The following is a 12,416-nucleotide window of genomic DNA, read 5'->3' on the forward strand; positions in this document are numbered from 1 at the left end:
GACCCCGGCGGGGTCAGCCGGCGAGGAGGGCGGCCAGCCGCTCGGCCTGGGTCTCCCAGCGCCACTCCCGCTCCACCCAGGCCCGCCCCGCCGCACCGAGCTGACGGGCCAGGTCCCGGTCGGCGAGCAGGGTCGCCACCCGGTCGGCGAGCTGCGCCACGTCCCGGCCGGGTACGACGTACCCGGTCTCGCCCTCCCGGACGGCGTCCGGCGCGCCGCCGGAGTCCCCGGCCACCACGGGCAGGCCGGTGGCGGACGCCTCCAGATAGACGATGCCCAGGCCCTCCACGTCCAGCCCCCGGTTGCGGGTACGGCAGGGCATCGCGTACACGTCACCGGCGGCGTAGTGGGCCGGCAACTCGGCGGCGGGCACGGTGCCGGTGAAGACCACGTCCCGCTCCACCCCGGTCTGGCGGGCGAGCTTCTCCAGGGTCCCCCGGTACGGTCCGCCCCCGACCACCAGCAGCGCGGCGTCGGGCACCCGGCGACGGATCCGGGGCAGGGCCCGGATGAGGGTGTCCTGTCCCTTGCGCGCCACCAGTCGGGAGACGCAGACCACCACCGGCCGGTCGGTCAACCCCAGCCGGGCCCGGACCGCCTCCCCGTCCACGTCCGGGTGGTACGCCTCCACGTCCACCCCCGGCGCCAGCCGCCGCAGGTCGGTGAGCCCGTGCAGGACCCGTTCGAGGCGTACCCGGGTGTAGTCGCCGAGGTAGGTGACGACGTCCGCGCCCCGGCCGATGCGCCGCAGGGCCGTCCGGGCGACCGGCAGCGCCGCCCAGCCGACCTCGTGCCCGTGGGTCAACGCCACCACCCGGCCGATCCCGGCCCGGCGACGCAGCCCCGGGGCGAGCAGCCCGAGCGGGGCCGCCGCCCCGAACCAGACGGTGTCGCAGTCGTACCGCCGGGCCAGCGCGGCGGCGCGGCGGGCGACCAGCGGCGTGGGCAGCAGCACGCGGGTGCGCTCCCGGACGACCTCGAACGGCTGGTCGGCATCGAACTTCTCGGCGTCGGGCCAGGTCGATGCGTAGACCACCACCGATCCGGCGGGCTGGTGCAGCGCCAGGTTGTGGACGAAGGACTGGATGCCCCCGGGGCGGGGCGGGAAGTCGTTCGTGATCAGCAGCGTACGGCTCATCGGCCGGTCTCCCTGGCGTGTGCGCGGGCGGCGGCCATCCGCTCCACGGTGGACGGGTGCGACGCCGAGTAGAGGTACTCCCAGCGGGGCGGGTCGGGGTCGGCGAGGTTCGCCCCGGCCAGCCGCCGCTGCATCGCCTCGAACGTCGCCGGGTCGCCGGTGAGCGCCATCGCGTGCGCGTCGGCCCGGGCCTCCACCCGGCGGGACAGCATCGCCTGGACCGGTGTGCTCACCACCCCGACCAGCGCGACCAGGGCGACCAGCAGGCCGAACGCCCGGGGGTCACGGATCGAGTCGACCCCGGCCAGGCGCAACAGCCCGCCCCACGAGCCGAGCAGGTAGAGGGCGATCACCGCCGCCGCCGCGCCGAGCGCGCCGGTCACCGTGCCGACCAGCACGTCCCGGTGCTTCGCGTGGGCCAGTTCGTGGGCGACCACGCTCGTCACCTCCTGCGGCGTCGCCTCCCGCAGCAGGGTGTCGTAGACGACGATCCGGCGCGTCGGGCCGAAGCCGGAGACGTAGGCGTTGACCGCGCGGGTGCGGCGGGAGGCGTCGGCGACCAGTACGTCACGGACCGGCACGCCGTCCCGGGCGGCCAGCGCCATCACCTCGGTCCGCAGCGGGCCGGGTTCCATCGGGGTGAACCGGTTGAAGACCGGTTCGACCAGCACCGGCAGCACGAAGGAGAGGAGGAGCACCAGCCCGGCCGCGCCCGCCGCCCCGAACGCCCACCACCAGCGCGGGGCGAGCCGGAGCACGGTGTAGAAGCCGAGCAGCGCGACCGCCCCGACGACCGCGCTGAGCGCGTACGACTTGAGCAGGTCGACCGTCCAGCCGCCCCAGCCGTTGGTGCTCATCCCGTACCGGGTGAGGACCGCCTGCCGCCAGGCGGCGAACGGAAGGGTGACCAGGTCGGCGAGGAGCACCACGGCGAGCCCGCCGGCCAGCGCCTGGGCGGTCCAGTGCCCGCCGAAGGGACGCCCGGCCAGTTCGACCAGGCGCGCGCCCAGCGGGGTGAGCCCGAGCAGGAGCGCCACCAGCAACCCCACGGCCAGCGCGGCCCAGCTGCCGGGGCGCAGCGCGGCGCGGAACTCACGGGCCCGCTCCACCTGCTCGACGGGCAGCTCCCGCAGGGCGGCGAGCTGGTCGGCGCGGGGCGCGGGCGGACGACTTCCCGGGACGAGCAGCGCCACGGTGAGCAGGCCGGCGGTGACCAGGACGGCGAGGGTGAGCACCGCCCAGCCACGCGGGCTCACCGGCGCGCCCCGCCGAGGCCGCGTACCCGAACCATGCCGTCTCCCCCTCCTCGGTGCCGCCCATCCTAGGTGTACCCGGTCACGCGGCCGGCCGGCCTCCCGACCCGCGCCCTACTGCCAGGTGGCGGTGTCCGGGTCGATGCCGTGGGCGCGGGCGCTGGCGTCGATGCTGCGCCGCAGCCAGGTGGCGAGGCCGGGGTGGATGCCGTCGTAGTGGGCAGCGAACCCCGGGTCTGCCTCGTACGTGCGGCCGAGGCAGACCTGCATCTGCCGAGTCAGCGGGAAGTACGAGGCGAACACCGTACGGTGCCGCTCGACGAGTCGGTTCGCCTCCGGGCTGCCCGGCTCCACCCCGGCGGCCACGGCGTCGGCGAGGGCACGGTCGAGGGCGGCGACGGTGTCGGCGACGGCCTGCCACTGCTGCGGACCGCGGGAGGCGGAGCGTTCGGCGTACTGCTGCCACTGCGTCGTGTCCCCGTAGCGTCGGCGGGCCTGGGCGGGCCAGTCCGGGTTCCACGTCGGGCCGAAGATGGTGGTCTGTTCCTCGGCGTCGAGCAGCAGGCCGCGTTCGTGGGCGGCGATCATGCGGTCCAGCCCGGCGTCGAGCTGCCGGAGGCGGTCGATCCGTTCGGCGACCTGGGCGCGCTGCGCGCGCAACGCGGCGGGCACGTCCTCGGTCGGGTCGTTCAGGATGGCCCGGATCCGGTCGAGGCCGAGGCCGATCTCCCGGTAGACGACGATGCGGTGCAGGCGTTCCAGGTCACCGGCGGTGTAGAGCCGGTACCCGCCCGTCGTGCGCAGCGACGGGCGGGCCAGGCCGACGTCGTCCCAGTGGTGCAGCGCGCGGACCGTCACGCCCAGCCGCGCCGAGACCTGCCCGACGGTCAGGCCGTCGGCGTCGGTGACCTCAGGCATGCTCCCCATTGTCGCCGCGTCTGACGCCCGGCGGGGTGATCCCGATGGCCTCGAGGTTCCGCGCCTCCTGACTCGCGGGATCGAAGGGCTTCGCCGCGGTGAGGATGATCCGCGCGTTCTCCGGGGTGACCACCTCCAGGTCGCGGGTGTTCCAGGGCGTGTCCCGCACGCCGACGACCGAGTCCGGGCGCACCGCACGGCAGGCCTCGACCAGGGGATCGATCTGGTGAAGTACGCACGCGAAGCTGATGGTCATCGCCGGTGCCCGCGCCGGCACGTCCGTCGCCGCCGAGATGAGCAGGACGTCCTGGAACGCCCACCGGCGCAGGTGCACGAGCTGTCCGGGGATGGCGAACAGCTCGAAGAAGCCGAGCCCACGGATCCAGAAGTCCACCGACGCCGCCAGGTCGCCGGTGGGGATCGTCGCGAACGCGGGCATGCCGTAGATGCCCCGGAACGGTTCCGGCGCGACCGCGTCCGGGCCGGGAGCGGGCACGGGACTCGCCTCGAAGGCGTCGTAGTAGTTGCTCATGCGCCCACCCTGCGGCCTGACGCACCGTGAGGGTCAAGCGCGTGTCGTGGCGGGCGTCAGGCGGCGCGGGACGGGCGGGCCGGTGGCCGCCCGGCTCCGGCTCGACCGCTGCCGGCCGGGGCGGCCCCGGGGAGGATCTCCACCTCGAAGCCGGCCCAGGCGAGGACCTCGATCGCGTGCTGCTCGGCGGCACCGAGCCCGGTGACCTCGTCGGGTGTATCGAACAGCACGGTGACCAGGCAGTCGGCACAGCCGCGACCCCGGATCTCGCACCTGGCGCAGTCGATGAGCATGGCTTCCTCCTGAAGCGATGCGGTGCGGCACCCGGGCCACCACGCGGCCGGACGGCCACACGCGACCCGGACACCGTCGGTCACCGTGACGCTACGCCGGGGGTATGACAGTTCCGGGCCGCGTCGCTCAGGAGCGGGCCAGTCGGCGCAGCAGCGCGTCCGCGCCGAGGGGGTACGCGCCGTGCCGGCGGACGCCGTCGGCGACCTCCCGGTCGGAGGAGACCACCACCACCGGACGCCCCGGCGGCTCGGCCCGGACCAGCCGGCGGATCAACTCGTCGGCGGTCTCGCCCTTGCGGGAGAAGAGCACCCGCACCCCGCGCGGTGTCGGCGGCAGCCCGTGCATCCGCTCCGCGCCGTCGAAGACCACGGTGACCTCGTCCCCGGTCTGGGCGGCGATCCCGCCCAGACCGGTGATCAGGCGCTTGCGCTGCTGTTCCAGGGACATCTCGCCGAAGCCGCGCTTGGTGACGTTGTAGCCGTCCACCACCAGGTGCGCCTTGGGCAGGGCGAGCAGCTGGTCCAGCCGGGCCGGGTCGTCGGTGTCCCGGGCACGGGCGGACGGGTTGGCCGGGGCGGTGGTCGGCTGGTCGGCGAAGGCATCGGCGACGAAGTCGGCGGGCAGCCGGTCCACCGGGTCGAGAGCCAGTTCCCGGCGCAGACCGACGGCCGCCTGGCCGATCGTCTCCAGCAGCAGCCAGAGCTTCGCGTCGTCGACCGAGCGGGCCTCCTTGGCGCTGGCCCGGGCGACCCCGGCGGCGGCCTCCACCTCGGCCAGCCGGTTCCGGACCCGGCGCAGCTCGGCGTCGGCGTCCCCGGCGGCCCGGGCGGCCCGGCCGCGTTCGGTGGCGAGCAGTTCGTTGGCCCGGCGTTCCCGGGTCTGGGTCTCCCGCAACGTACGGGCCAGCACCCGGTGTTCCTCCCGGAGCTGCCCCAGCTCGTCGCGGACCCGGGCCAGCTCGTCGCGGAGCTTCTCCGCCTCCACCCGCGCCACGGCCCGGTCGTGCTCGGCCCGGGTGGCCCGCTGTTCGGCCTCGCGGACCAGCTCGGCGACGACCGCGCTGTCCGCCTCGGCACGCACCGCCGCACCGCTGGCGTCGACCAGGTCGCGCCAGCCCACCGGCCGGGCGAGATACGCCAGCGCGGCCACCTCGACCGGGTCGGCGGCGGCCGGGGCCGTCCCCTCGACGACGGCGGCACCGAGGTCACCGGCGTCGGCCAGCACCCGGGCGGTGACCCGCTGGCGGAACAGCGGATCGGCGGTGAGCTGGGCGGCGATGGCCGGTGCGCCGAGCCGGGCGCGCCGGTTGGGGGCGAACTTGGCCACCCGGCGCAGCGGCACGGGTACCTCGTCGACGGGCAGGCCGGGCAGCACCGCCGCGGTGAGCGTGACGATCCGCTGCCGGACCGGCTCGGGCAGCACCGGCTCGGGTTCCGGGGGCCCCGCCTCCGGCGCGGGCGCCGCCTCCGGTGCAGCCTCGTGCTCGCCACCAGCGGTGGCGTCGAGCCCCGTGGCGACCGTCCCCGCGTCGGGGGTGGGGTCGTCGTACGGCTCGGTGAGGGGCATGTGGCAAGTCTCCCACCGCGACCGGGCCCACCGCCCGGTGAGTGAGCCGATCTCTCATCCTAGTCGCGTGGTAACGCCTGGGGCACGTGTTGCGGGAGTGTCGCACCGGGGCGTTAGCGTGCCGCCCGTGACCGCAGGGGAATACGTGCAGGAGACGCTGGCCGGGCTGGACCCGGCCGGCGACGGGGTGGATCCCGCGCTCCCCCTGCACGCGGTGACCTTCGTCGTGGTCGACCTGGAGACCACCGGCGGCGCGCCGGACGGCGGCGGGATCACCGAGATCGGCGCGGTGAAGGTACGCGGCGGCGAGGAACTGGGCGTGCTCGGCACCCTGGTGAACCCCGGTCAGCCGATCCCGGCGTTCATCACCGTGCTCACCGGCATCACCGAGGCGATGCTGCTGCCGGCACCCCCGATCGAGACGGTGCTGCCGACCTTCCTGGAGTTCCTCGCCGACGCGGTGCTGGTGGCCCACAACGCCCCGTACGACGTCGGGTTCCTCAAGGCCGCCTGCGCCAGGCACGGCTACCGCTGGCCCAACCCCCGGGTGCTCGACACGGCCGCGCTCGCCCGGCGGGTGCTGACCCGCGACGAGGTGCCCAACCGGAAGCTGGGCACGCTGGCCGCGTACTTCCGCACCGCCACCCAGCCCACCCACCGGGCGCTGGACGACGCCCGGGCGACGGTGGACGTGCTGCACGGGCTGATCGGCCGGCTCGGCGGGCACCGGGTGCACACCCTGGGCGAGGCGATCGAGTTCGCCCGGGCGGTCACCCCCACCCAGCGACGCAAGCGCTACCTCGCCGACGGGCTGCCCAAGGCCCCCGGGGTCTACATCTTCCGGGCCGCCGACGACCGTCCCCTCTACGTCGGCACCTCCGGCGACATCGCGACCCGGGTGCGCAGCTACTTCACCGCCGCGGAGAAGCGGGCCCGGATGTCGGAGATGCTCGGCGCCGCCGAACGGGTCGAGGCGATCGAGTGCGCGCACTCCCTGGAGGCCGAGGTGCGCGAGCTGCGGCTGATCGCCGCACACGCCCCGCCGTACAACCGGCGGTCGAAGTTCCCGGAGCGGATGCTGTGGCTCAAGCTCACCGGCGGGCCGTACCCGCGTCTGTCGGTGGTCCGGGAGATCGGCCCGGCCGACGAGGCGTACCTCGGGCCGTTCGGCTCCCGCCGGTCCGCGGAACTGGCGGCGGCGGCCTTCCACGACGCGCTGCCGCTACGCCAGTGCACCCACCGCCTCTCGCTGCGCGTGGTGACTCCGGCCTGCGCGCTGGCCGAGCTGGGTCGCTGCCCGGCGCCCTGCGAGCACCGGATCACCCCCGAGGAGTACGACCACCGCGCGGCGGCGCCGTTCCGCACCGCCACCGCCGCCGACCCTCAGCCGGTGGTGGACGCGCTGTTGGCCCGGATCGAGGCGCTCGCCGGGGCGCAGCGGTACGAGGAGGCAGCCGTGGTCCGCTCGCGGCTCGCGGCAGTGCTCCGGGCGACCGTACGGATGCAGCGGTTGGCCGGGCTGACCCGGATCGCCGAACTGGCCGCCGCCCACCCCGCGCCCGGCGGCGGCTGGGAGCTGGCCCTGGTGCGGCACGGCCGACTCGCCGGAGCCGGGGTCTCCCCGCCCGGCGTCCACCCGCGACCGACGTTGCAGCTGATCCGGGCCACCGCGGAGACGGTGCCACCCGGGCACGGGCCGGTCCCCGCCGCCACCGCCGAGGAGACCGAGCGCATCCTGTCCTGGTTGGAGCGACCGGGGACCAGGCTGGTGGAGACATCCGCCGGTTGGTCGTCTCCGGTGGCCGGGGCGGCTCGGTTCCGGGCCCTGCTGGCGAAGGCGGACCAGGCGGCGTCGACCCAACTCTCGACCGAACGCCCATGAGCAACTGACCGATCGGATGACGTCACCTCACATAGGCTGTTAGAGAAGTGCAGTCCTGCCCGTTTCGTGGGCCTGCTCCCGGTTATCGGATGAGGTGACCGTGGGGCCGGGGTGAGGAGGTGTCCCAGGTGGACGTCGACGCCGGACACGGCGCCGCCCTGGGGGGCGCCCTTCCCACATCCGCCGGCGAACTGCCGCTGGCCCGCCGACTGCGATCCCTGCTCTCCTGGCCGACCACCGACAACGATCCGGTCAACCCGCTGGTCCGGGCGCACCGTGGCATCCACCCCGGCGCGGACACGGCGGTGCTGCGCAAGGCGTACTCGATCGCGGAGAACATGCACCGCGGCCAGTTCCGCAAGAGTGGCGAGCCGTACATCACCCACCCGCTGGCGGTCGCGGAGATCTGCGCCGACCTCGGCATGGACACCACCACGCTGGTCGCCGCGCTGCTGCACGACACCGTGGAGGACACCCGCTACACGCTCCAGGCGCTCGCCGAGGACTTCGGTCCCGAGGTGGCCCACCTGGTCGACGGGGTGACGAAGTTCGACAAGGCGTTCTACGGCAAGGCCGCCGAGGCGGAGACCACCCGCAAGATGATCATCGCGGCCGGCAAGGACGTCCGGGTGCTGATCATCAAGTTGGCCGACCGGCTGCACAACATGCGCACCCTCGGCGTCCGCTCGGCGGCGTCGCGCAACCGGATCGCCACCAAGACCCTCGACGTGCTGGTGCCGCTCTGCGACCGGCTGGGCATCCAGGCCCTCAAACGGGAGCTGGACGACGTGGTGCTGCTGCACCTTCAGCCCGAGGAGTACACCCGGATCCAACGCCACGTGCACGACCGGCCGGGCTGGGACGCCTACCTGCGCGAGGTGGTCGCCCGGACCCGGGTGGCGCTGCGCCGCAGCAAGGTGGACGCCGCGGTCGCCCCCCGCCCGCGCCACCTCTACTCGATCTGGAAGGACACCGTGGCCCGTGGCCACACCGTCCCGTTCGACCTGCCCCGGATCGCGATCGTGGTGGACGGCCCGGCAACCGACTGCTACGCGGCGCTCGGCGCGGTGCACGGCCTCTGGCGGCCGGTACCGGGCCGGTTCAAGGACTTCATCGCCTCCCCGAAGAACAACCTCTACCGGTCGCTGCACACCACCGTGTGCGGCCCACAGGACCGCACGGTCGAGGTGCTGATCCGCACCGAGGAGATGCACCGCCTGGCCGAGTACGGTGTCGCCGCCGACTTCCGCTTCCCCCGCACCGACGGAACGGCGGTGCGGGCGCGGCAACTGGACTGGCTACGTCGGGTGCTGGACTGGGAGCAGGACGCCCCCGACCCCAACCAGTTCCTCCACACGCTGCGTTGCGACCTCGCCGAAGCCCAGATCCAGGTCTTCGCCGAGGGGCGACAGGTGGTGCTGCCGGCCGGGGCCACCCCGGTCGACCTGGCGTACGAGCTGGGCACCGAGCGGGGCGACCGATGTCTCGCCGCCAAGATCAATGGTCGACTCGCGCCGCTCTCGTCCGAACTCGAGGAGGGCGACGTGGTGGAGATCTTCACCGAGACCGACGACAACGCCTTCGACGCGCTGGCCGCCCCCCGGGGTCCCCGCCGCGAGTGGCTGGACTTCGTCAAGTCGCCACACGCCCAGATGCAGATCAACCGATGGTTCGCCGAGCACACCGAACCGGGCATCTCGATCGCCGACAAGGTCCGCCTGGGCCGGGCCACCATCGGGCTGGCGTTGCGCAAGCACGACCGGGGCCTGGCCAGCGACCTGCCGCTGCTACGCCTCTCCGAGGAACTGGGCTACCCCGACCTGGAGACGATGCTGGTCGCCGTCTTCGACCGGGTGCTCGACCCGGACACCGTGGTCACCCAGCTCATCGACCTGGTCGACCACCGACAGTAGGGTTTCTGCTCCCCCGGTGGCCCGGTCGGTCCGCTCCGGCCACTAGCCTGGAGTCATGATCCCCCGCTCCCGTGCGGTCGCTCGGGCCGTCGTCTACCGGACCTTCTACCGTCTGCCGGTGTCCCTGCGCCGCCGGCTGGTCCGGCTGGCCGTGCCGAAGTACATCGTCGGCGCGGTCACCCTGGTCCGGGACACCGAGGCGGACGGCGCGGGTCGCCTCCTGCTGCTGCGCCAGCCTCCCGGCCACAGCTGGACCCTCCCCGCCGGGCTGCTGCGCCGGGGTGAGGCCCCGGTGGTGGGCGCGGCCCGCGAGCTGGCCGAGGAGTCCGGGATCCGGCTCTCCCCCGACCAGCTGCGCCCCGCCGTACCGAACGCCGTGGTGCACGCCCTGGGTTGGGTGGACGTGGTCTTCGAGGCGGAGGTACCGGCGTCGCGGACCGAACTGGTGGTCGACGGCGCGGAGGTCTTCGAGGCCGCCTGGCACCCGCTGGACGACCTGCCCCGGCTGAGCCGGGCCACCGCCCGGTTGCTCGGGTACTACGGCATCGGACCGCTGGCCGGGCAGGCCCCGCCGGACGGGCGGCCCACTTCGTGACCACGCCCCGTCCGCCGCTACCCGGCACGCACCTGGCAGGTCAGCACCGCCCCCGTCCCGCCGGGGAGGTCTGCGCGGTGGTCCTCGCCGCCGGGGAGGGCACCCGGCTGCGACCGTTGACCGAACGGGTGCCGAAGGCGCTCTGCCCGGTGGGCAACGTCCCGCTGCTGGACCGGGCCCTGGCCCGGGTCGCCGGCCTCGGACTGACCGGCCCGGACACGGTCGCGGTGAACGCCTGTTACCTGGGCGAGCAGGTGGTCGCCCGGGTCGGCGCCCGCGCACACCTCTCGGTCGAGCCGGGCGACCCACTTGGTACGGCCGGTGGGATCGGCAACCTGCGGGACTGGATCGACGGCCGGGGGGTGCTGGTCGGCAACGCCGACGCCTACCTGGCCACCCCGGACACCGCACCCGGGCCGGACATCGCCGCCCTGCTCGACGGCTGGGACGGCGAGACGGTCCGGCTGCTCGGCCAGCCGGCCGCCGACCCGCGTGAGCCGGGCACCTTCGACGGTCACCGGTTCGTCGGCTTCTCCCTGCTGCCCTGGCGGCGGGTCCGCGACCTGCCCCCGACCTTCGATGACCTGGTCCGGGCCGTCTGGCGGCCGGCCGAGGCGGCCGGGGCGCTGGAGGTCGTGCCGTTCGCCGGCACCTTCTACGACACGGGCACTCCCGGCGACTACCTGACCGCGAACCTGCACGCCGCCGGGGACGGCAACCTGGTCGACCCGGCCGCCACGGTGACCGGCCACTGCACGCGGTCGGTGGTCGGCGCGGGCGCGGTGGTCGCCGGCACGGTGACCCGCTCGGTGGTCTGGCCCGGATCGACGGTCCGCCCCGACGAGCGGCTGCACGGCGTGATCCGGGCCAACGACGACCTCACCGTCACCGCCGCCCACTGACCGCTCTCCGTGCCGAGTCGCCCGAACGGCGGTAGCAGCCGGCCGGGGCGCTCGAGTGGAAGCAGCCGGCCGGGGTGCTCGAGTGGAAGCAGGGGTCCCTTGTTACCGCTTTTTGTCGTGCAGGGGTCCCCTGCTACCACCCAGCGCCCCCGGTGCGCACTGCGGGGCGGCGGGGCGCCGGGCGGAGTCCGGGAACCCGGCAGCCACTAGCATGGGCGTGACGTCGACGAACGGAGAAGTTCCCCGTGATCACCGCCATCGTGCTGATCGACTGTGCCACCGACGCGATCCCCGAGGTGGCCGAGGCGCTCGCCGCCCTGCCCGGGGTCAGCGAGGTCTACTCGGTGGCCGGTCACGTGGACCTCATCGCCATGGTCCGGGTACGCGAGTTCGAGCAGATCGCCCAGGTGATCGCCGGCCGCATCTCCAAGGTTCCCGGCGTGCTCAACACCGAGTCGCACATCGCCTTCCGGGCGTACTCGCAGCACGACCTGGAGGAGGCGTTCGCGATCGGGCTGGCCAACGCCGACTGAGCCCGAAGCACGCGCCACGGACCCACCGGAGCGCGGCGGGCACCGGTCCCGGAGACACACGTACGCCGGCCCACCCGGAGGTGGACCGGCGCTCGTGCAGTTGATCAGCTACCCGTCGGGGCCGGCGTCTCGGTGACGCCACCCTGACCCGGACCGGTGGTGCCACCCGGGGCGGGCGTGGTGGCCGTACCGCCCGGGGCGGACGGCGTGGTCACCGACGGAGCCGGCGCGGGCGTACCACTGGTGCCCGGACCCGGGGTACCGCTGGCACTGGCCTGCGGAACCGGCACGCCCAACTCCTCCGCCAGGGACACCAGCTCGTCGTAGTGCGCCTGGAGCACCGGCAGGGCGTCCTGGGCCAGCTGCACCACGGTCTGCTCGGTGCCCTGCGAGATCTCGGTCTGGGTGGCCTGGATGGCCTGGACGTGCCCGGCCAGCTCGGCGGTCACCCACTGCCGGTCGAACTCGGCACCGTTGACGTTGTTCAGCTGGTCCACCACGGCCTGCTGGTCCGCGGTCGGCTCGGCCGGCAGCTCGACGCCGAGCTGCTTCGCCGTGTCCTGCACGGTCTGGTCGAACTGGGTGTGGTCGGTGACGAAGCGGGCACCCAGGTCCTTGACGCGCTGGTTCTGCCCCTTCTGCTGGGCCAGTTCGCCGGTGACGATCTCGGCCAGGTTCACCTGGTGGACCGCCTGCAGGTACTGCCGGTCCTGCGTCGACGGCTGCGCCGCCTGGGCCGCGGCGGCGGGTGCCAGCCCGACCAGGATCAGGGCGGCCAGCACCCCGAGCCGTTTGATACCCAACATGTTCCCTCCCCGTTGTCGTTGGACCGCACGGATACCCGGCTGACCGGGTTTAACCCCCGGTGCCGCGACGGACGGCGGGCAGGG

Annotated in this window: 12 protein-coding genes; 5 read left to right on the forward strand and 7 right to left on the reverse strand. The window is 74.3% G+C overall.

Annotated elements, in window-relative coordinates; all coding sequences use genetic code 11:
- Positions 1-13: 13 nt before the first annotated feature.
- The 6 genes from IGA62_RS03810 to IGA62_RS03835 form a co-directional block, all read right to left on the reverse strand.
- On the reverse strand, positions 14-1,138 hold the full coding sequence (locus tag IGA62_RS03810) for a glycosyltransferase family 4 protein (protein WP_145816225.1): 1,125 nt from the start codon (positions 1,136-1,138) through the stop codon (positions 14-16).
- The gene (locus tag IGA62_RS03815; protein WP_145816224.1) at positions 1,135-2,394 is read right to left on the reverse strand and encodes a M48 family metallopeptidase; all 1,260 of its coding nucleotides are present in this window, start codon (positions 2,392-2,394) and stop codon (positions 1,135-1,137) included. Before IGA62_RS03815 ends, IGA62_RS03810 begins: the two co-directional genes overlap by 4 nt.
- Before the next feature lie 111 nt (positions 2,395-2,505).
- Positions 2,506-3,309: a MerR family transcriptional regulator gene (locus IGA62_RS03820; protein ID WP_145816223.1), complete on the reverse strand. Its 804-nt coding sequence runs from the start codon at positions 3,307-3,309 to the stop codon at positions 2,506-2,508.
- Positions 3,302-3,841, reverse strand: a complete 540-nt coding sequence (locus tag IGA62_RS03825) for a VOC family protein (protein ID WP_145816222.1) — start codon at positions 3,839-3,841, stop codon at positions 3,302-3,304. The genes IGA62_RS03820 and IGA62_RS03825 overlap by 8 nt, the downstream gene beginning before the upstream one ends.
- Positions 3,842-3,897: 56 nt before the next feature.
- The gene (locus IGA62_RS03830; RefSeq protein WP_145816221.1) at positions 3,898-4,134 is read right to left on the reverse strand and encodes a hypothetical protein; all 237 of its coding nucleotides are present in this window, start codon (positions 4,132-4,134) and stop codon (positions 3,898-3,900) included.
- Positions 4,135-4,261: 127 nt separating this feature from the next.
- Positions 4,262-5,701 carry an NYN domain-containing protein gene (locus IGA62_RS03835; RefSeq protein ID WP_145816220.1) on the reverse strand — a complete coding sequence of 480 codons (1,440 nt, stop codon included), beginning with the start codon at positions 5,699-5,701 and terminating at the stop codon, positions 4,262-4,264.
- A 127-nt stretch (positions 5,702-5,828) separates the two neighbouring features.
- Here IGA62_RS03835 and IGA62_RS03840 point away from each other — a divergent pair, with 127 nt between their 5' ends.
- The 5 genes from IGA62_RS03840 to IGA62_RS03860 all read left to right on the forward strand — a co-directional run bounded on the left by IGA62_RS03840 (position 5,829) and on the right by IGA62_RS03860 (position 11,526).
- Positions 5,829-7,583, forward strand: coding sequence for a DEDD exonuclease domain-containing protein (locus IGA62_RS03840; RefSeq protein WP_145816219.1), 1,755 nt, complete (start codon positions 5,829-5,831; stop codon positions 7,581-7,583).
- Positions 7,584-7,711: 128 nt separating this feature from the next.
- Positions 7,712-9,496 carry a RelA/SpoT family protein gene (locus tag IGA62_RS03845; protein WP_145821817.1) on the forward strand — a complete coding sequence of 595 codons (1,785 nt, stop codon included), beginning with the start codon at positions 7,712-7,714 and terminating at the stop codon, positions 9,494-9,496.
- A 55-nt stretch (positions 9,497-9,551) separates the two neighbouring features.
- On the forward strand, positions 9,552-10,091 hold the full coding sequence (locus IGA62_RS03850; RefSeq protein ID WP_145816218.1) for an NUDIX hydrolase: 540 nt from the start codon (positions 9,552-9,554) through the stop codon (positions 10,089-10,091).
- 32 nt (positions 10,092-10,123) lie between these two features.
- A complete protein-coding gene (locus IGA62_RS03855; protein ID WP_145821816.1) occupies positions 10,124-10,993 on the forward strand; it encodes a nucleotidyltransferase family protein in 870 nt (289 codons plus the stop codon).
- A gap of 245 nt (positions 10,994-11,238) precedes the next feature.
- Complete coding sequence (locus IGA62_RS03860; RefSeq protein WP_091459751.1) at positions 11,239-11,526, forward strand: Lrp/AsnC family transcriptional regulator; 288 nt, start codon at positions 11,239-11,241, stop codon at positions 11,524-11,526.
- Positions 11,527-11,630: 104 nt separating this feature from the next.
- On the opposite strand, the gene IGA62_RS03865 is transcribed toward IGA62_RS03860, so the two are convergent.
- The gene (locus tag IGA62_RS03865) at positions 11,631-12,332 is read right to left on the reverse strand and encodes a DUF4142 domain-containing protein (RefSeq protein WP_145816217.1); all 702 of its coding nucleotides are present in this window, start codon (positions 12,330-12,332) and stop codon (positions 11,631-11,633) included.
- Positions 12,333-12,416: the final 84 nt, after the last annotated feature.

Source organism: Micromonospora sagamiensis (genome assembly GCF_014680085.1).
GTDB classification, from domain to species: domain Bacteria; phylum Actinomycetota; class Actinomycetes; order Mycobacteriales; family Micromonosporaceae; genus Micromonospora; species Micromonospora inyonensis.